The sequence below is a fragment of the Paraburkholderia sp. 2C genome (assembly GCF_054589215.1).
Map to the genome: position 1 here is coordinate 148,222 of NZ_BAAILL010000049.1, position 19,290 is coordinate 167,511.

17 protein-coding genes are annotated in these 19,290 nt (G+C 64.5%); 2 read left to right on the forward strand and 15 right to left on the reverse strand.

Annotated features, from left to right (window positions below):
• Window positions 1-177: 177 nt before the first annotated feature.
• The 5 genes from ACYPXD_RS25000 to ACYPXD_RS25020 all read right to left on the reverse strand — a co-directional run bounded on the left by ACYPXD_RS25000 (window position 178) and on the right by ACYPXD_RS25020 (window position 6,388).
• Window positions 178-1,587 (reverse strand): acetoin dehydrogenase dihydrolipoyllysine-residue acetyltransferase subunit, encoded by a 1,410-nt coding sequence (locus tag ACYPXD_RS25000; RefSeq protein ID WP_459717356.1) that lies wholly within the window; start codon window positions 1,585-1,587, stop codon window positions 178-180.
• 1 nt (window position 1,588) lies between these two features.
• On the reverse strand, window positions 1,589-2,623 hold the full coding sequence (locus tag ACYPXD_RS25005; protein WP_459717358.1) for an alpha-ketoacid dehydrogenase subunit beta: 1,035 nt from the start codon (window positions 2,621-2,623) through the stop codon (window positions 1,589-1,591).
• Window positions 2,620-3,714, reverse strand: coding sequence for a thiamine pyrophosphate-dependent dehydrogenase E1 component subunit alpha (locus ACYPXD_RS25010; protein ID WP_459717360.1), 1,095 nt, complete (start codon window positions 3,712-3,714; stop codon window positions 2,620-2,622). The genes ACYPXD_RS25005 and ACYPXD_RS25010 overlap by 4 nt, the downstream gene beginning before the upstream one ends.
• A 71-nt stretch (window positions 3,715-3,785) precedes the next feature.
• Entirely contained in the window at window positions 3,786-5,117 is a 1,332-nt protein-coding gene (locus ACYPXD_RS25015) for an NAD(P)H-dependent oxidoreductase (protein WP_459717363.1), read from the reverse strand.
• Window positions 5,118-5,398: 281 nt separating this feature from the next.
• Window positions 5,399-6,388, reverse strand: coding sequence for a sugar-binding transcriptional regulator (locus ACYPXD_RS25020; RefSeq protein WP_459717365.1), 990 nt, complete (start codon window positions 6,386-6,388; stop codon window positions 5,399-5,401).
• 137 nt (window positions 6,389-6,525) lie between these two features.
• On the opposite strand from ACYPXD_RS25020, the gene ACYPXD_RS25025 reads away from it, so the two are divergent.
• Window positions 6,526-7,428: a hypothetical protein gene (locus tag ACYPXD_RS25025; RefSeq protein WP_459717367.1), complete on the forward strand. Its 903-nt coding sequence runs from the start codon at window positions 6,526-6,528 to the stop codon at window positions 7,426-7,428.
• A 75-nt stretch (window positions 7,429-7,503) separates the two neighbouring features.
• On the forward strand, window positions 7,504-8,196 hold the full coding sequence (locus tag ACYPXD_RS25030; RefSeq protein ID WP_459717369.1) for a hypothetical protein: 693 nt from the start codon (window positions 7,504-7,506) through the stop codon (window positions 8,194-8,196).
• 18 nt (window positions 8,197-8,214) lie between these two features.
• Here ACYPXD_RS25030 and ACYPXD_RS25035 read toward each other — a convergent pair whose 3' ends face one another.
• The 10 genes from ACYPXD_RS25035 to ACYPXD_RS25080 all read right to left on the reverse strand — a co-directional run bounded on the left by ACYPXD_RS25035 (window position 8,215) and on the right by ACYPXD_RS25080 (window position 19,239).
• Window positions 8,215-10,590: a xanthine dehydrogenase family protein molybdopterin-binding subunit gene (locus ACYPXD_RS25035; RefSeq protein ID WP_459717372.1), complete on the reverse strand. Its 2,376-nt coding sequence runs from the start codon at window positions 10,588-10,590 to the stop codon at window positions 8,215-8,217.
• Window positions 10,587-11,075 carry a (2Fe-2S)-binding protein gene (locus ACYPXD_RS25040; RefSeq protein WP_459717375.1) on the reverse strand — a complete coding sequence of 163 codons (489 nt, stop codon included), beginning with the start codon at window positions 11,073-11,075 and terminating at the stop codon, window positions 10,587-10,589. The genes ACYPXD_RS25035 and ACYPXD_RS25040 overlap by 4 nt, the downstream gene beginning before the upstream one ends.
• Window positions 11,072-12,562, reverse strand: coding sequence for a cytochrome c (locus tag ACYPXD_RS25045; protein WP_459717377.1), 1,491 nt, complete (start codon window positions 12,560-12,562; stop codon window positions 11,072-11,074). The genes ACYPXD_RS25040 and ACYPXD_RS25045 overlap by 4 nt, the downstream gene beginning before the upstream one ends.
• Window positions 12,563-13,252: 690 nt before the next feature.
• Window positions 13,253-14,458: an FUSC family protein gene (locus ACYPXD_RS25050; RefSeq protein WP_459717380.1), complete on the reverse strand. Its 1,206-nt coding sequence runs from the start codon at window positions 14,456-14,458 to the stop codon at window positions 13,253-13,255.
• A gap of 142 nt (window positions 14,459-14,600) precedes the next feature.
• Entirely contained in the window at window positions 14,601-15,014 is a 414-nt protein-coding gene (locus tag ACYPXD_RS25055) for a hypothetical protein (RefSeq protein WP_459717382.1), read from the reverse strand.
• 5 nt (window positions 15,015-15,019) lie between these two features.
• Window positions 15,020-15,673, reverse strand: coding sequence for a GNAT family N-acetyltransferase (locus tag ACYPXD_RS25060; RefSeq protein WP_459717384.1), 654 nt, complete (start codon window positions 15,671-15,673; stop codon window positions 15,020-15,022).
• A gap of 121 nt (window positions 15,674-15,794) precedes the next feature.
• Complete coding sequence (locus ACYPXD_RS25065; RefSeq protein ID WP_459717388.1) at window positions 15,795-16,676, reverse strand: 4-hydroxy-tetrahydrodipicolinate synthase family protein; 882 nt, start codon at window positions 16,674-16,676, stop codon at window positions 15,795-15,797.
• Window positions 16,676-17,065: a hypothetical protein gene (locus tag ACYPXD_RS25070; RefSeq protein ID WP_459717393.1), complete on the reverse strand. Its 390-nt coding sequence runs from the start codon at window positions 17,063-17,065 to the stop codon at window positions 16,676-16,678. Before ACYPXD_RS25070 ends, ACYPXD_RS25065 begins: the two co-directional genes overlap by 1 nt.
• 184 nt (window positions 17,066-17,249) lie before the next feature.
• The gene (locus tag ACYPXD_RS25075) at window positions 17,250-17,627 is read right to left on the reverse strand and encodes a DUF6697 family protein (protein ID WP_459717396.1); all 378 of its coding nucleotides are present in this window, start codon (window positions 17,625-17,627) and stop codon (window positions 17,250-17,252) included.
• Between the two features lie 1,417 nt (window positions 17,628-19,044).
• On the reverse strand, window positions 19,045-19,239 hold the full coding sequence (locus ACYPXD_RS25080) for a hypothetical protein (RefSeq protein WP_459717399.1): 195 nt from the start codon (window positions 19,237-19,239) through the stop codon (window positions 19,045-19,047).
• Between the last annotated feature and the right edge of the window lie 51 nt (window positions 19,240-19,290).

Sequence of the window (19,290 nt, forward strand, 5' to 3'; positions counted from 1 at the left end):
ACTCAACAGAATTGGGGAAAACGCGAGTCAATCCCGAGTCGGTCTTTCCAGCCGCTTTACGACGAGCGTTTTTTGTTTCCGTTCAGTTCGTCGGTCTTTTATCGATCGGTTGCATTGTCACCCTAATCGCGCATCGAGTGCACGCGTTTCTTTATCCGCTGCTTTTCGACTCGCGGCTCAACCCGCACTCGCGATGTTCTGCGCCACGAGCGCGGCAACGTCCTCGCGTGCCTCGAGGTGCGGCAGATGCCCGACACGCGCGAATCGATGCACTGCAACGCGGCCCGGCAAACCGTCGGCGTGCCGCGCCGGCAGGATGCGATCCTGCAGGCCCCAGATCACGCGCACCGGTATCGTCAGCGCGGCGAGCACGCTGCGCAGATCGAGGCTTTGCGCACCGTCGGGAAAGAACGTGTCGGCAAGCGCGGCAAGGCGCGCGCGGACGTCCGCCTCGCCCAGTTGTTGTTCGGCAGTCGCGACAAACATCTCGTCCATTTGCGAGGGGTCCGCGAACAGTTCCTTGAGCCATGCCGCGAAGCTCGCGCGCCGCGACGCCTGCGTAATGCCGCGCAAAAATGCGGTGTTGCTGTCGGGGCCGAGGCCTGCGGGCGCGATCAGCGTCAGCGAGCGGATCCTGGTCTGCGCGAGCGGGCCATAGGCCGCGGTCGCGAGCGATATCGCGCCGCCGAACGAATGGCCGGCCAGATGGCAATGCGTGATGCGTTCGGCGGCCAGCGTTTCGTCGACCGCGGCGACGATCTCGTCGAGCGTACCGGCAGGCTGCGCGGCCGACTTGCCGTGTGCGGGCAGATCGAGCGCGAGCACGCCGCGCCCCGCCGGGGCGACACGATCGAACGCATGGCAGAACGGGCGCCAGCTATTGAGCTCGGCGGCAAAACCATGCAGCAGCACGAGCGGGTCGCCCGTGCCCTCGCGCAGCCAGACGCGATGCAAAGGCGCGGCCAGGGGACGGCCTGCGCGCAGTCGTGCGGCAAATTCGTGTTCAATGGTCTTGTCGACCTGCGTATCGATAAGCTTATCGATCAGCTTATCGACCTGCTTGTCGATCACTCTACGTGGCACATCGCGTGCGCCGATGCGGCCTTGCGGCCCCGAGCCCGCGATGTCGTGCAGATCCACGCCGCGTTCCCGCGCGAGACGGCGTGCGGCCGGCGTCGCGCGCAAGCGGCCACCGGCGGCTTGCATGGCAGTCGCGACAGGCATTGCGGGAGCGGACGGCAACGCTACGTCGGCGCTCGATGCATGCTCGTCGTGCACCGCACCATCCGCTCCTCGAGCAAGCGCAATCGCCTGGGCCTGCGCTCCCGCCAGATCCGCCACCGCCTCGCCGTCCGCATAAATCCACGCGACCGGCGTGCCGACCGGCACCGTCTCGCCAACCGCCGTGCTGATATGGCGAATCGTGCCGCTTGCCGGGGCATCGACTTCCATCGTCGCCTTGCTCGTCTCGATCTCGAAGATCACCGTACCTGCTCGCACGGTTTCGCCTTCGAGCACGTGCCACGCGGCGATCATGCCTTCGGTCATGTCCATATCGACGCGCGGCAGGATCACTTCGGTCGGCATCTCAGTGTCTCCGGCCGACACTGCGGCGCGCGGCCGCGATAATATCGTCGACCTGCGGCACCGCGGCTTTTTCGAGCTCGGGGTTGTACGGCAACGGACAATCGGCGCCGCCCAGGCGGATGACCGGCGCGTCGAGATAATCGAACGCATCGCTTTCGCAAACGATCGACGCGATCTCCGCGCCGATGCCGAGCTGCTGCACACCCTCGTAGACGCAGATCAGGCGCGAGGTCTTCTTCACGCTGTCGATAACCGCATCGCGATCGATCGGCCGCACGCTGCGCAAGTCGATCACCTCCGCGTCGATGCCCTCCTGTTCGAGCCGCCCGGCCGCCTCGAGCGACCGGATCGCCATGACCGACGTCGCGACGATCGTCACGTCGCGCCCCGCGCGGCGCAGCGCCGCCTTACCGATCGGCTCGGTGTAGTAGCCCTCTGGCACCGGTCCTTTGCTTTTGTAGAGCAGCTTGTGCTCGAAGATCATCACCGGGTCCGGGTCGTCGAGCGCGGCGAGCAACAGCCCTTTCGCGTCGTGCGGCGTGCTCGGCTGAATCACCTTGAGGCCCGGCACATGCGCGAACCACGCTTCGAGGCTCTGGCTGTGTTGCGCGGCGGCACCCGTGCCGGAGCCGGCCGGGAAGCGCATCACGAGCGGCACCGATATCTCGCCGCCGAGCATGAAGCGCAGCTTCGCCGCCTGATTGACGATCTGCTCCATCGCGAGCGTCGCGAAGTCGGAGAACTGGAATTCGTAGATCGGCCGCGAGCCCGTCAATGCGGCGCCGACCGCAATCCCGGCGCCGCCGAGTTCGGAAATCGGCGTGTCCATCACGCGCTCGGCGCCGAAGCGCTGGTAGAGGTCGCCGGTCACCTGGAACGCGCCGCCGTACACGCCGATGTCCTCGCCCATCACGAACACGCGCTCGTCGCGCGCCAGCGCGATCGCGATGCCTTCCTGAATGGCCTGCGCGTAGGTCAGCTCGCGCACGTTCGCATCCGGGTTCGCATCCGGGTTTGCGTTCATGGTCGCATTCATCGCGGGGCTCCGGCCGTGCCCGGCGGCGCGGATTCGGTTGACGTGTAGACGTAGCGCGTGAGTTCGGCACGCGACGGCGCGGGGCTCGCCTGTGCGAACGCGAGGCCTGCTTCGATCTGCGCTTCGACGTCGGCGCGAATCGCATCGGCTTGCGCCGCATCGAGCAGTCCGTAGCGCATGAGCTCCTGCTCGAAGCGCGTCACCGGGTCGCGCGCACTCCATGCATCGATTTCGTCGCGGGTGCGATAGCGGTTGCGGTCGCTCTTCGAATGGCCGCGCAGCCGGTACGTCTCGCATTCGATGAGGCTCGGCCCCGCGCCGCCGCGCGCCCGCGCGACCGCTGCTTCACTCGCGTCGAGCACGTCGGCGAACCCATTGCCGTCGACGGTGATGCCCGGCATGCCGTATGCGGCCGCGCGCTGCGCGATATGCGGCACCGCCGTCGAGCGCTCGACCGGCATCGACATGCCGTAGCGGTTGTTCTCGCAGACGAAGATCACCGGCAGTTTCCAGATCGACGCAAAATTCAGCGATTCGTGAAAGGCGCCTTCATTGTTCGCGCCATCGCCGAAGAAGCACATGACGACCGAATTGCGACGCTGCCTGCGGATCGACAACGCCGCGCCGACGGCAATCGGCAGCCCGCCGCCGACGATGCCGTTCGCGCCAAGATTGCCGCGCTGCACATCGGCGATATGCATCGAACCACCGCGGCCGCGGCAATAGCCGGTCTCCTTGCCGAAGAACTCCGCGAACATCCGCTTCGGGTCCGCGCCCTTGCCGATGCAGTGGCCGTGGCCGCGATGCGTCGATGTGATGTAGTCGGCGTCGGTGAGCGGCAGCGTGGCGGCAATCGCGCTCGCTTCCTGCCCGATCGACAGATGCATCGTGCCGTGGATGAGGCCGCGCATATAGGCCTGCTCGGCGCTTTCCTCGAAGCGGCGCACGAGAATCATCTTGCGCAGCGCGCCGCGCAACGTCGCGGGATCGTGGCGGCGATAGCAGTCGGGGACTGAAGGCGGAAAGCCGGCGGATGATTCGGCCGGCCGCCCGGCGTGTTTTTCCGCTTCGTTTTCGGCTACTTGCTGCATGAGCGTCTCCTTCGCGTGCCGCGCGCTGCGAACCGCGAGCGTCGTGCTTCCTGCTTCGCGCCTCGTGCGCGTCAAGCCGCCACCGCGGCGGCGCCGAGCACCATTTCGTCCTGGCGACGCCGCAACGCGACGATCGCCGACGCGCCGTCGACCGCGCAATTGCGGTACGTCAGCAGCTCGCCGCGCCTGACCGGCTGCGTAACCGACCCGTGCTCGATCAGGCCGCACGGCACCGCCCGCTGCGCGCGCGCATCGGCAACCGTCATCGCCCATGCGCGGTACATGTATTCACCGATCGCATCGAGCCGCTCGCCGGGCTGCAAATCCTTCTTCGCGACCGCGCACACTTCGGCGACAGGCACCGGCAGCGGCTCCATATCGGCGCGCCCATACAGCACCGCGCGCGCGCAGGTAAGCGGCACTTCGAGGCTGGTCAGGTGATACGGCCGATAGAACGTGTAATACGGGCCTTTGCCGAGCTTCAGGTCTTCCATGCGCTCGCGCAGCCGCGGATGCGCAAGCTCCGCAACGACGAACACGCCCGGTGCCACGCCCTTGCCGATCGTGTAATCGACCACGCCCTTTTTCGACAGAATGCCGCCGTCCGCCTGCGGACACAGCACCTTATGCAGATCGTCGAGCGTCGCGCACGGACCGTGCATACCGGGCACGTCGGGCACGAGCCCGGTCGCGTTGCCGATCGCGGCCATCTCGACCGCGGTCTTCGAGCCGTCGACGAATTCGACGAGCATGCGCGGATTCATATTGCGGCGCTGCGCTTCTTCGCGATACGCATCGGGCGTCGCATCGATATTGAGCGGGTTGTTCTTGCCCTTGCCCGCGGCGACGACCGGATAGCCGAGCGCGCTGACGAACTGGATCAGCTCGATGGTCGAGCTCGGTTCATCGCCGGCGCCAAGCGAGTAGACAACGCCGAGCCGCCGCGCTTCGCGCCGCAGATAAGCGCCGATCGTCACGTCGGCTTCGACGTTCATCATCACCAGATGCTTGCCGTGCTCCATCGCGGCGAGGCCGATCTGCGCACCGACCGCGGGCTTGCCGGTCGCGTCGATCACGACGTCGATCAGGCCGCTCGTGCAGACGAGCTGCGCATCCTGCGTGAGCGCGATGTCGCCCGCTTCGATCGCCTGCGCGAGCGCACTCGCCGTCTCGACCACGCGATAACCGCTATCCGCGCCGTTCGCGACGCGTACCGCCGCACAGGCGGCATCGACGCGCAGATCGGCAATCGCGCCAATCGCAAGGCCGTGCATCTGCCGCACCTGCGTGACGATGTCCGTTCCCATTTCACCGCTGCCGATCAGCCCGATACGGATCGGACGACCGGTGGATGCGCGCTGTTCGAGATCGGCGGCAAGGCCGCTCGGCGTGATGTTGTGCATGAACATGTCTCCAGAACTCTGCGGAATCGGGTACTGAATGCTCTTGCTGCGGCGCTCGCTGTCACGCCAATCTCGGCACTTTTGTATTTTATGTTAGCAGTATGTTCACGAAAGGGACAAGGCCGCCCGCCACGAAAATCGCGTGTCAACGCTCGGGACTAACCCCTGGATACGCGGTGAACGCGCGTGCGAAAGCGCATGCGGCAGTGACGCCGCATGCACGGTGCAACGCAAAAAAGGGATCTGGACCGAAGAGGAAAACGCGCGCTCAAGGACGCGCGCTAAGCCCCGCCCGCAAGCTTCAGCACATCGCGGGCGGTGTGTTCGTCAGTAATCAGAACCGTCGGCTTGAGCAGCTTCAACGCGCCGGCAAGCGCGTGAACCTTGCCGGTGCCGCCCGCCGCGAGTACGCGCACCGGCACTTTCCTGATGATGTCGAGCGGCACCGACATCACGCGCTCGTTGATCGGATGGTCGACGAGCTTGCCGTTCGCGTCGAAAAAATTGCACAGCACGTCGCCGATCGCGCCCGCCTTCACGACCGACGCACGGTCCGCGTTCGTGATGAACTTCGACTGATGCGAAGTCTGATCAGCGCCGGTGCCGGCCGCGCCGAGCAATACCGCGTCGAGCGATTTCGCGAGCTCGAAAATATCGGCGAGGCCGCAGCGCTCGATCAGCGTCTGACGTGTCGCCGCGCTATCGACGAAGAGCGGCGCGGTCATCAGGTAACAGTCGGCCTGGAACAGCGTCGCGAGCCGCCACGCGAATTCGGCGGGATTGAACTTGCGCGCCTTCATGATGCCGCCGAGCAGCGATACGATCGAAAGCCGATCGACCGCGCGTTCTTCGATAAACCCGAGCGACGTCACGAGCGTACGACCCCAACCGACGCCGATGCGCATATCGGCACGCACGAGCGAAGACACATACGCGCCCGTCGCGGCCGCAATCGGCGCGGTGGCATCGGCACCGCGCGCGGACAACGGTACGACGATCGCCTCGCCGATATTGAAGCGCGCCTCCAGTTGACGCTCGGCGTCGACGCATTCGGCAAGACGATCGCCGATCGTGATCTTCACCTCGTTGCGTTCGCGCGCGGCGGCCAGCAGGCGCACGACCGTCACGCGTCCGACCCCAAGCTTCTGCGCGATTTCGTTCTGCGTCATTTCCTCGACGTAGTACATCCACGCGGCGCGCAAACGCAAACGCCGCGTTGGATTCTGCTCGTCGCTTTCCACGTCCGGCGTGGAAATATTCGCCTTCGGCAAGCTCGGCTCCTATCATTAAAAAGTCGGCATCGACACTGAACAGTTGTGCTATCTTAACTTCAAATGTTTCATCGCAGACGCTCAGTCATTCCGCTCAGTCGTTGAGGGTTTTACACGAGTTTGACTTCGAGAAAGCCATGGAGACGAAATCGCTGTTGCCGCCGCAACTTTCGCGAGACATCAATCAGCTCGGTATCGCGCTGAAGGATTGCGCGAGGCAGTTGCGCTACGCGGCCCGCAATGTGCCGGGCCCGGTGCGCGGCGAAAACCCGGGTGGAACGCAAACGGCGCAGACTGCGCCGCGGCGCCCTCCGCTTACGTCGCAGCGGTCGCCCCGCTCGCCGCTCTCCTCGCTCCCCACGCTGTCCCTCGAATCGGTCGCGCATCTCGCCGACGATCTGCTCGAAAGTGCCGAATCGTTCGCCGGCCACGCGGTGCCGCCGCTGCAGGACCACTGGAAGTCGCCGGTGCCGTTGGCATCGCTCACCACTTATCTCGGCGCATCGAGCAACGACACGAAGACGCAGCGCAAATTCTCGATGTCGTACTACGCGGCCGCGAAGCGCATGATCATGCAATGCGGCGCCACCGACGTGCTGATCTTCGAACACCGCGTGAGCCACGCGCTCGATCATGCGCGCGCCGCGCTGGCGAGCTCGCGCGAGCGTTCGGTCCAGTCGTCGTTTGCGGGCGGCATGGCGGCGCCGGGCGCGCTTGCGCGGCCTTGCGCGCAGCTCGCCGCGTCGCTGATCGATCTGCAGCCGATCCGCAGCACGCGCTTCGATACGCTGCCCGATGTCGGCGCGCCCTGGTGGCTCGTCACCGAACCGAACGCGTACGTATTCCTGATGCTCACGGTGGCGTCGCTGTGCCGGGAAACGTGCCCGAACGGCATCGTCACCGAGCCCGATGCGGTGCTGCGCTTTTTCGCCGATGTGATCGGCGCGCGCGAGACGGCGCTGCGCGCGGCATTGAAAGAGCGCGACCGTGTCGGTGCGCTCGCCGACGAAATCGCGCATATCGTGTCGCATCTGTGCTGATTGCTGATTGCTGATTGCTGATTGCTGATTGCTGAACGCTGAACGCGGGCCAGCCTGCCCGCAAAGGAGCCGCGCATGTTTCAGGCGCCGCGCAACAGCCACGTGCAGCCGCCCCGCGCGTGGGAGCATGTGCAGAAATTAACGCTATGCCGCCAGTTGTTGCAGCAGTGCTGCGACGAATATGGCGCGCGTCACGGTATCCGCATCGAGATCGACAGCCGGCAGTTCACCGCGGCATTCTTCGCATGGATCGATGCGCTCGCGCACAACGACGACTATCGTCAACGCAATCCGCGCGACTTTTTCCAGTTCGCGTACGGTGTGCTGCTGCGCGATCTGCTGCACGAAAAGGCCGTGCGGGCCGTGGAAAATCCGCTGCTGCAGTCGCTCGAAGATCCGCTTGAATACTCGCGCGATGATCCGTTGGAAAGTGCGCTTGAACAGGCTGCGGACAATCGCGCCGACGCATCGCCGTCATCGGACGATATTGCGCGCTGGTGGCCTGCCGGCTACATCCTCACGTACTTCTGTATCGGCATGTTGAAGCGCACGCTGCGCGAGGAATGCGGCTTCTCGATCGAGCCGTCGGATGCACTCGCGCAGCCGGCGGTATGGCAGTCGTTTCGCGAGAACCTCGTCGAGGAACCGGCGCTCGCGATCGCCTACTTCGACAAGTTCATGGGCATCGAGCCGAACTGGCGCGAACCGGGCTTTGTCGCGAACCGGCCGGCATCCGCGCGGCCGTTGAAGAGCGTCCGCCCGGTCTGATCGGGGCACGCGCAGCGCTTACGCCAACGCGGCCTTCAGGCGCGCGCCCGCCAGCGGCAAGTCGCGTATGCGCGCGCCCGTCGCATCGGCGATCGCATTGGCCAGCACGGCCGCCGCCGGCCCCTGCGCCGCCTCGCCGACGCCGAGAAACGGCAGCCCGGGCCGGTCGATCAGATGCACGTCGACGCGCCTCGGCACCGACGAGAACCGCATGATCGGATAGGTGCTCCAGTCGTAGCTCGTGATGCCGCGCGTATCGAAGCGCGTCTCTTCGTAGAGCGTCCAGCTCGCTGTCTGCAGAATGCCGCCTTCAACCTGATTGCGTACGCCGTCCGGATTCACGATCTGCCCGCAGTCGATCGCAGCGACGGCGCGTTCGATATCGACGCGGCCCGTATCGCGGTCGACGGTGATTTCCATTGCGATCGCGCAATACGCCATCAGGTTCTTGTACTTCGCGAATGCAAACCCGACGCCGCGGCTTTCACCGCCCGCAGCGGCGCGCGGCGATTGCACCGCAACCGGCACACGTTTCTGCCAGCCGAAGCGCTGCGCGGCGAGTTGAATCACATCGCGCGCGCGTGGATCGTCGAGATGCTTCAAGCGGAATTCGACCGGATCGGCCTGCGCGACAAGCGCGAGCTCGTCCATCAGGCTCTCGATCGCGAAGATGTTCATGTGCGCGCCGAGCGAGCGCATCGCCGATACGCGGATCGGCATGTCCGGCAGAAAGTGACTCTGCACACGCAGGTTCGGCACGCGATAGAGCGGAATGCTATTGCGATCGCCGCCGCCTTCGGGCATGGGAATCGGCTGCGGCGGCGCCGGCGTGAACGGCCGGGCGAGCAGTTGCGCGGGCAGCAGGCGCCCCGCATTGTCGATCCGGTTGTTGTGCGTGTTGCTCCACAGCTCGTAGCGCCAGTCGACAATCGTGCCGTTCGCGTCGAGCGATGCACTCGCATGCGTGGTCATCGCCGGGCCGAACGGCTCCCATGTGTGCTCCTGCTCGCGCATCAGCTGCACGCGTATCGTACGGCCCGGCATGGCGCGCGCGATCAGCGCGGCATCGGCGGCAACATCGTCCGCGGCGTTGTGACCGTAGCAACCCGAGCCTTCCACGTGAATGCAGCGCACCTGCGCCAACGGCAGCGACAGCATTTCCGCCAACCCCGCGCGCAGCGGAAAAACGCCTTGCGTATGCGACCACACGGTCAGCGAGCCGTTATCGAAATGCGCGAGCGCACAGGACGGGCCGATCGAGCCGTGCGTCATATACGGCTTGCTGTAGCGCACATCGAGCGTATGCGCGGGGCTCGCCGCATGGCCGGTCTGATCCGCGACCTTGATTTCCCGCGCGGGCAGCTTCATCAGCGTTTCGTGGATCGTCGACGGATCGGGCAACGGCGGACCCGCGTGCCACTGCGCGGCCGCCATCAGCTCGCGCATCGCCACGATCGCCTGCCATTCGTCGTCGGCGACGACCGCGAGATAGTTGCCGTCGTGCACCACCTTGAGTACGCCGGGCAAGCGCTCGATGCGCGCCGTGTCGACCGACGCGAGCGTCGCGCCGTATGCGGGCGGGCGCACCACGCGCGCGTGCACCATGCCGGCCGGACGCATGTCCTGGATATAGCTCTCGCCGCCCGTCACCTTGCCTGGAATGTCGACGCGCCGCAGCGTGCGGCCGACCACATCGAACTGCGCGGGCGGCTTTAACGGCACGCCGGGTTGCGCGTTCTGATGCAGATTCGTGCCACGCACCGCGTCGCCGTACGACAGACGGCGGCCATCCGCCGCGACGATCTGGCCGCCTTGCGTGGCGAGCGTCGACGCATCGACATGCAGTTGAGCCGCGGCTGTTTGCAGCAGCAGGGCGCGCACCTGCGCCGCCGCGTTGAAGATGGCCGTGCCGCTATCGGCGACCGAATGGCTGCCGGCCGTGTAACCTTCGTTCGGCGTTTCGCCGGTGTCGGCCGTCACCAGCGTGATGGTCCGCGGTTCGATATCGAGCTGCTCGGCCGCGAGCTGCAAAAACGCGGTGCTGATGCCGGTGCCGAGTTCGGCCTTACCGGTGCATACGGTCACCGTGCCCGCGGTGTCGATGCGAATCCATGCGTCGAGCTCCGGTGTCGTCTTCAGGCTGCCCGGCAGCTTCGGTGCGAGCGCGGTGAACGTTCCGGCTTCGGTTGTCGTGCTTTGCGCAAGCGCGTCGCGCGGCCGCGGCAGCAACGTGAAGCTGACGAGCAGCGCGCCGGCGCTCAGGAAGCGGCGGCGGCCGGTGTCGATATCCGGCTGATGTGCCGCTTTCCGGGCGGCTTCCTGCTCTGCTTCCGGCGCGCCGTCATGCCCAATGTCCTGTACCGGATCGACGCCGCACACTCGGTCGTCTTTCATGACTGACTCTCCGCCGCCGGCTGCGGCCCGCCGCTATGCGATGCCGCTTGCCGGATCGCCGCAACGATCCGCATATGCGTGCCGCAGCGGCACAGATTCGGCTGCATATGTTCGCGGATCTGCTCATCGGTTGGGGCGCGCGTGCGTTCGAGCAGCACCTGCGCGCGCATCATCATGCCCGCGATGCAGTAGCCGCATTGCGCGGCCTGCTGGTCGATAAACGCGCGCTGCAGCGGCCCCGGATGCTCGACGCTGCCAAGTCCCTCGATCGTTCGCACGGCGCGGGAGCCGCATGCGGCGACCGGCAACAGACACGAAAACACCGGCTCGTCGCCGACGATGACCGTGCACGCGCCGCATTGCCCGAGCCCGCACCCGTACTTCGCGCCGTTCAGTTGCAACTGGTTGCGCAGCACGTAGAGCAGCGGCGTCGACGGGTCGACGTCCACGTCGTGGCGCACGTTGTTGACGGTCAGCGTGATCATGGTTCAGCGGTCTCCTTTCTGATGCGCGCGACCGCGGCCGCATCGAGGTCCGGCCACGGCCCGTGCGCACTGAAGCGCGCGCGCGTGTAATTCGCGACATCGGCGATCTGCGCGTCGGTGAAGGTCTGCGCGAACGGCGGCATGAAATGCGCGGCGTCGCTGCCGTGCCAGTCGATGCCGCCGAGAATCATGCGCACCGCGTTGCGCGGGCTGTCGGCGTTAACCGCCGTCCCCTGCGCGAGCGATGGACGCTCGCCATGCGTCGTCATCGGCGCGACGGTGCTGTGGCACGATGCGCACGCTGCGTTGAAAAGCGTCGCGCCGTTTGCCAGTACCGCCGGCGGCGCGAGTTGCTCGAGGTCGACTGGCTGCTTGTGCGCGGCCGTGGCCGTGGTCGCACCATTTGCGCCTGTGCGGGTTTGCAGCGACATCACATACGTCGCGATCGCTTCGGCATCCTCGCGCGGCGCCTTCGCGAGCGACTGCGTGACAGGCAGCATCGGTCCGGCCGCCGCGCCGTGCTCGCTCGCAAAGCCGGTGCGCAGATACGCGACGAGCTGCGCATGCGTCCAAGGTGTCGGCGCTTGCGAGAGCTTCGTCAACGCGGGCGCATCCCAGCCTTCGAGCGTGCCGCCCGCAAATGGCGCGTTGCGCTTTTCGGCGCCGAGCTTGTTGAGCGGCGTGTGACACGCGGCGCAATGCGCGACGCCGTCGACGAGATAGCGGCCCATCTGCCATTGCACCGCGTATGCGCTATCGGCGGCGTCCGCCGCGCCGGCATCGGTGGCGGTAGCCGATATGGCGGACGGCGCCGGGGTTGCCGCTGAGGCTGGCGTCGGGGTTGTCACTGAAGTCGGCACTGAGCTTGCCCCTTGAGTTGGCATCGCAGCAGACGCGGCGGCGGACATTACCGCGGACGAAACAGCCGGCGCCGCAGCCGGCGCCGCTTGCGCGCGCTCGGGCCCGCGCCTCAGATAAAGCATGTTCCAACCTGCGACCAGCGGCCGGAAATTCAGCGGGAACGTGAGCCGGTTCGACGGCGTCGTCGCATGCACGGGCTCGCGCGACATCATGAACGCATAGAGGTCGGCGATATCCGCATTGGTCATATGCGTGAAGTGCGGATACGGAAAAGCCGGGTACAGCAGATGCCCGTCGCGCGATACGCCGTCGCGCATGGCGCGCCTGAATGCGTCGAGCGGCCAGTCGCCGATGCCGGTTTGCGGGTCCGGCGTGATGTTGGTGGCGTAGATCGTGCCGAATGGCGTCAGGAGCGGACGGCCACCCGCGTAAGGCTTACCGTGCGCGGACGTGTGGCAGACGATGCAGTCGCCGAGCGCCGCGAGACGCGCACCGCGCGCTATCTGCGCGGCGTCCGCCGCATGCGCGGGTGGCGGCGCTGTTGGATCGATCGCGGGCTCCCATGCGCGCGACAGCCCGGCGGCAACCGCAAGCACGACAGCAACGAAGACGATCTTGCTTTTCATTCGGCCTCCAGACGTGGCGCCCTCGACGATACAGGTTCCCCCTTTCAGCGAGCCTTTATCGCAACGCCGCGCGCGCACGTCCAATCGGATGATTCTGTTGATTCTGCGGTCGGGTCCGCGGTTGAGCCATATGATGCGTCCGCCAGATAAAAGTTGCCGGACATGCATCACATGCTTACCCGCTATATCGTCCCTGCGCGCCAGAAAATCCGACGACGATATTCGCCGCGGATGTCACGCGCATGGCGAACCCTCGGATATAGCGTCGACGCCTTGCACTTGGTTGCGGACACATCTTGTCGCAAAGGCCGATCGGCGCTCAGGTAAGTCGCGGTTGACGGCGATGGGCCGCAGGATGGCGCGAGCGCTCGGTGCATCGTCGAAGCGGCCAGCCTGCCCCACGTCGCAAGAGGATGGCGATGGCGCGCAAGCATCGATCCGCACGCATATCGTCGGCCTGTGCCAATAGCGCCTGCCATTCTCCGTCCAGCAGCTGCACAAGCGGTGTCGTTCGGCTGGGCTCGCGCTGCTCGAGTCTCGTCACGCGGTGCCTCTACCGATCCACTTCCATCGACCTCGACGCGTGCTCCCGGTGCGTCGATTATCCTATTGCGTCGCACGAATGCACTTCGTCGCGATGGCCGATCGTCCATTCGGCCTATCGCGCTTAGCTTGCAATTTCGCGTTTTTCTACTTTGTCTCTGCGCGATTCGCTCGTAACGGAAAAATGAGAAACGCTGCCAGCACCCCGATCACGCCGCCGATGATGGTCTCCCACAAGCGCGCGAACAGGTAGGGCACCGAGTGCACGCCATCCGCGGCCAGCGTGATCATGAGGATGAATGCGAAAGCGGCGCATGCGACGTCGTAGCGCTCGGGCAGGCTCATCGCATAGATGACCATCGCGAGCGCCGCCAACGTCCAGACTACGAGCGGTGCGTGTTCGGCCAGCGGCAGACACACGATGCCGAGCGGCACGCCGACTATCGTACCGACGATGCGCGCCCGCGTGCGTTGCACGGTGGCCGTTGCCGAGGCGGCCACGACAAAGGTGCAGCCCGTGATCGCCCACTCCGATTCCTCGAGGCCGATCATCTGGTTCAACGCGACGATGATCGACGCGCCCGTGGCCGCCTGCAGGCCCATCACGAATTCAGGTGGCCAGCGCCGCGCAAAGCCGGGCGGCACGGGCGGCACTGCCGTAAACGCGGCGAGCAGCGCGGGATGTTCGGCGGGCCCGCTCAATAGACGCGGCACGATCGAGCCCAGCATCGCGATCAGCACGGCCACCGCGATGGCCGGCACATCGGGCGGCCCGAGCGTCATCGCCGATGCATAGAGCTGGCCGATATAGATCTGCGCGCCGATGCCGGCGCCAAGCATGCCGAAGCGCTTCAGATAGCCGACGCAGAACGCGCCGCTGACGAGCACGATTTCAGGCCCCGCCCGGCCCACACCGGCTAACGCTGGAAACAGCGCGGCGTAGACGGCCGCACCGATGCCGGCCGCGATGCACAGCAGCGCAAGATCGCGGCTCGATTCGGCGCGCGTGGTCTTCGCCTCGAACACGCTTGCCCAGAGCGCGATGCTCGCGGCCAACGTCGACAGCGCCGCGCTCTGGTGCACATCGCGTGTGACGTCGTGCAACGCGCCGAGCGCGGCAGCGATCCCGTATGCGGTGACGAGGCGCAGCCCCTTTACGCGGCGATGCGTGCCCGGATCGATACGGTCGAACCACGCGCCGAGCGCCTGCGAGGGCTGCGAGAAGAGACGCCGCGTCCACGCCTGAATAACGGCGGTCGCGGCGCCGGGCACGCGGCCCGCATCAGCCTGCGCGGTTTGCACACTGTCGCCCGGCCGCGCTGGCCTTGCATCGACCTGCTCATGATCGTCCATGACATCGACACCGACGGTAACCGACACAGTGTCTTTATAGACGCTTTGCACGCCGTACGGCAATGGCGGGAAGCACCGCACGCAGTGCGGCGCCGGAAACCGCGGGCGCGGGTGAGGGGCCGGCGCCGGGCGGCCTCGGCAATCAACGTTGCTGCGGCGGGTTGCCGGGCTGCAGGGCGAACGCAGCGGGATTCAGTTCGATATGCAGAATCACGAGCCAGCGCTTCGGACAATCGGCGGCGATCTGCAGTGCACGCTCCTTGCCGTCGTGAAGGGTGTCGGTGATCTTCACATGGCCCTGTTTGCGCGCGAATCCGAATGCGCGGCGCGCATCGGCCTGCAGCCACAAGCTCAGCAGACCGCAGGTCATGCAGCTGAACAGCCACACCATCTGATGCGGCAGCGCGCTATCGACCTGCTGCGCGACGTACGTAAAAGCAGTTGTCAGCACCTGATTGACCGCGAACGCGATCGCAATCACCTTGCACATGCCGCGCAGCATCATCAGCGGCCGCGCGTACACGATCAGCGCGCCGGCGCGATCGGTTCGATTCATGCGATTCATGCGGCACGCGGAAAGGTCGGGCACGGCAGTTCGAGGCGGCGCGACCAGTTCGCCAGCGTGCGAGCGGCCACCGGCGGCTTGCTCATAATCGCGCTGTCGTAGTCGCGATCGGCAAAGCGCATTACGTCGATGATGCGAAAGCCCTGGCTGCGATAGAACTCGAGCAGATGCGCGGCCGGATACGGCGTATCGAGCGCGAGCTGCGCATAGCCGCGGGTGGCGGCCCAGTGTTCGGCAAACGCGATCAGCGACTTGCCGATGCCGCGACTTTGCCACGCGGGCTCGACACCGAACTGGCGCAGCGTTGCGACTTGCTCGACACGGTAGTGTTCGCATGTCGACTCCAGGTCGCGCGCATACAGCGTCATCGTGCCGACTACCTGGCCGCCGCAGACCGCGACGAAGCAATCGCCGGCGCGCGCGCGCTTTTTCGTCGCCGCGGGTGTCTGCTCGACGCACAGGCAGTTCAGCCCCATCATGCCGAGCCGCGCGAACGCGCGGTGCAGCATCGAGGTCAGTTGCCCGTACGAGTCGCGGGACGGGTCGAAGCGTCGCAGCACAACGCTTCCGGCGCCGCTGCCACGCTGAACGGTTGCGATGCGGGAAGCTTGTTCTGTCTGATTTTCAGCCTCTACGCGTTGCTTCTGCATGGATACCTCCAGACTTCGCTCGTTGCCCGAAGTCCTGACTTCAGTGAAACGTTGGTTGAATTCCCGCTCGTGTCGCGGCCCGCGCCGGCCGACGCGCATCATGCTCGCGCCCATCCCGGCATTAATGCGCGCCCACCATTTCGGCGCGCAGATCCTGCAGCGCGTTGCGGGCCTGCGAGAGCCGCTCGACCAGTTGCGCGGACGCGCGCGTGATCGGCATGCGCGTTTCGTCCGTGAGCGGATGGTCGAAGGCGAGCATCGCCTTGATCGCGGCGGGGTTGGGAGCCGCGAAGAGCAAGCGCAGTAACGGCACGAGGTGGCCGAACAGGCGTTTCGCATCGTCGCCATGACCGTCGCGGTGCCGTTCGCCGACTTCGACGAGCAGGTCCGCGCACACGTGTGCGCTCGCGAGGATGCCGCCCGCGCCGCCCGCGTCGAGGCAATCGAGAAACGCGTCGTCCGTGCCGCACAGCACGTTGACCGGCAGGCCGCGCAGCGCGGCAAACTGGTCCTTCACGCATTCCTTGATCGCGACGACGTTGTCGAACTCGAGCAGCCGGCCAACCGTTTCCGTGGCGATCCTGACACCCGTGCGATGCGGCACGTCGTACAGCACGATCGGGCGGTCGGTTGCGCACGCAACCTGTTCGAAGTGCCATTGCACGCCGGTCTGATCGGGGCACACGTAGGCGGGCGCCGAGACGAGGTAACCGGCGCAATTCCAGCGCTCGTAGCGCCCGATCTCGCGCACCACGTCGCGCGTATCGAAACCGCCCGCGCCGATCAGCACCGGCAGACGCTCGCCGACCACGTCGAGCAGCGCCTGCAGCACGGTCACGCGTTCGCTTTCGGACAGAAGCGCCGCCTCGCCTGTTGTGCCGAGCGCGACAAAGCCGCTGATCTCGGTATGCAGGTAGTAGTCGGCGAGACGCTGCAAGCCTTCGATATCGACTTCGCCGTTGCGAAACGGCGTGACGATCGGCAGCCAGATACCGGAGTACATCAGTGCGCCTCTTTCAGGGAGCCGACACGCTTGAGCGAACCGATCAGAGCCTCCGGCACCGACGCGATCAGCGTGTGCATCGTGAAATCGAGGTCTTCGGGTGCGATGGAAAAGAGTACGCGTACGCCGTCACGGACGACTTCCGTGCTGACGACATAAACGCCGAGCGGCGAGTGCAGCAGCGATTTGAGTTGCGAGCGCGCTTCGCTTTCGGTTTCCCGGATGAGCGTAACGGGCAAAAGCGCGCGCGACAGCGGAAAGGGAATGACGTTGTTGCCGCGCTGGACAGGCTGTTGGGTAGACTGCTGGACCGGCTGTTGGACAAACTGTGAAGCGCGTGAAAGGGAGCGTACGGAATCGGGGACTTCGGACGGTTGAGAGAGAGCCATGATGAGCGGTCAATCCCGCAGTGGTTGGTCAAGACAGTTACGAGATTAGTCCTGCGGGTATAAATGCGGTGCAAAAAAGCGGCAGCCGCGCGAAAAAATGCAGTGCAGACACTGACAGTTCCCCTGCGGCTGCCGGCAACGCAAGCATCCTGTTAGTGCCTGCCTGTCTAGCGCCTCTTGCCTCTTAACACCGTTTCAACTTGATGACCCGAGAAATCTGGCCTACCGTGAAGCTGCTGTTGCGCGCATAGGGCGCGCATTCGAGCGGCGCGGTCAGCGACTGGTCGGGCGCGTACTGGCCGACATAGCGGAACCGGTCGGTTTCCGCACGGATAAACACCGGAATCGGGTTCGTCTGCTTGGCGAGGGTGCGGCCGGCGGCACGCGCGGCCGCTCCGCTGTTGCAAAGAACCACCTCCGGCGCCTGCGGGTTTAAATCCATGCGCAGACACGCGGCCACCACTTTGCCGCGTCGGGTCGGCAGGAAGGCCTGCTTGCTGCCGCCGCACACTGTGTGAATATATTCGCGTGAATATTCTTTGCCGATTTCGAATTCGTCCATAAAAGCCTCCAGAGATCCGCCCGAAGCGAAGCCGCTTCAGCGGAGAGGCCAAGACAATAGCGAATTGCGCCTAAAGCACTTGTAAATTCGACGAGGGGCGCAATAAAGGACGAGTATTTTTTCGTTGTGGTGTCTATGAAAAGGCGTCTGTGCGTCGCCTGCCATGTGTGGGGCACGTGGGGCAGGCGATGCGGGATCGGAAGCCGTTTTCGTCACGCATTCCGAATGCAGCAGTGCATATAGATGCACTACGCAAACGAACGCAATTTTGTCGGAATCTTTTAGCTGACAACTAAAAAGGCCGGACTTCGCGAGTTGCGGTGCTTGCGATGATTTCTTCGGCGTGTGCTTTGTTATCATGAGTCAGGCTTATTCGGAGAATCCGAAGTCGATCGCTCTCAACGTCGATTTCGTTTAGGGCATGTCTGAGGGCGCCCGCATCGAGACAGAAATGCCCTGCTTTTCTCCGAGCATATTCAGAAGGGCGTGAGTCACATCGACCCGTATCAATTCAGCACGAAGAAGCTAATCTCTCGACAATACGCCGCCCATCCCATTTGTCGAAAAATCTTTTCAATGGAGCGCAGCCAATATGCGTGACCGCACGCGAGAATTTCGAAGATTTCAGTTGCGTGATTGACGTTCAGGCGCCCAACACCCGAAGCGATCAGGTACTTTGTGAATGAACTGGGCGTCTTTGTATGGAAACCTGCTCTTGAGTGTTTGAAGTATTTTTGGATTGTCGACGTTTCGCAAAGTGCATGTCGCGGCCCTTTCCCTACTTACCGCGCGCATCCAGTTGATCGGTTCAATCACTGATTCCATACTCGAGGCCCTGCCGCGCCGTATTACTAAACGGTATGTACGCGTTACCTTTGCAGACTCCGTCAAAAACGACCGTGTTGTCTTTTACTACATATACTGCTCCGGGAACAAGGGCAGTTGAAACAATATACGTGTAAGGTCCGTTCGAAAATTTTAAATGACTGCCCAACCCGTCCGGCAACCGCGAAACGTCTACGATGGAAATGTTTCCGCGTGGAGGTGTGAGTGCGCGAGGGAAAGTATATTCAATCTTGCGCTGCGTTCCGAATCGATACTGTACGTAGCCGTGATCGGGGGAAGTGTTATTAGCTGCACAAATCGATGCGATCTTTCTGGAGCCCTGTAGTTCACAACTGAAATATTGTTTCTCGCCTCGTTGGCACAGGCTCGCTGGCGCGAGGTAGTCGGCGGCCTCAGCAGGTGCCGCGTTACAGGCGATCGTGATAGCCAGTAATGCCAGGTTTTTCGAATTATTTCTCATGCGAAACCATTCAATTTATGAAGCTCCGAAAAATTCCTTCTTCTACCGTTGATGCTTTCCGTTTTCGCCACTTTGTGAAGCGCTGATATACGCCTCGATGAGTGAGCCGGATCATGCCGCGGCGGCGGATGGCTCGCGCCCGGCCAGTAGCCGGTGAAGCTCATGCTCGTCGGTGAAGGGCGATGACTTGTCCGACTTGCCCTGGCCCTTGCGCAGGAACGGGAAAGCGAATTGCAACTGCTTCAGGCCGGGTTTTGCGAGTTGCGGTGCTTGCGATGGTTTCTTCGCCGTGTGCTTGGTTGTCATGAGTCAGGCTTATTCAGAGAATCCGAAGTCGATCGCTCTCAACGTCGATTT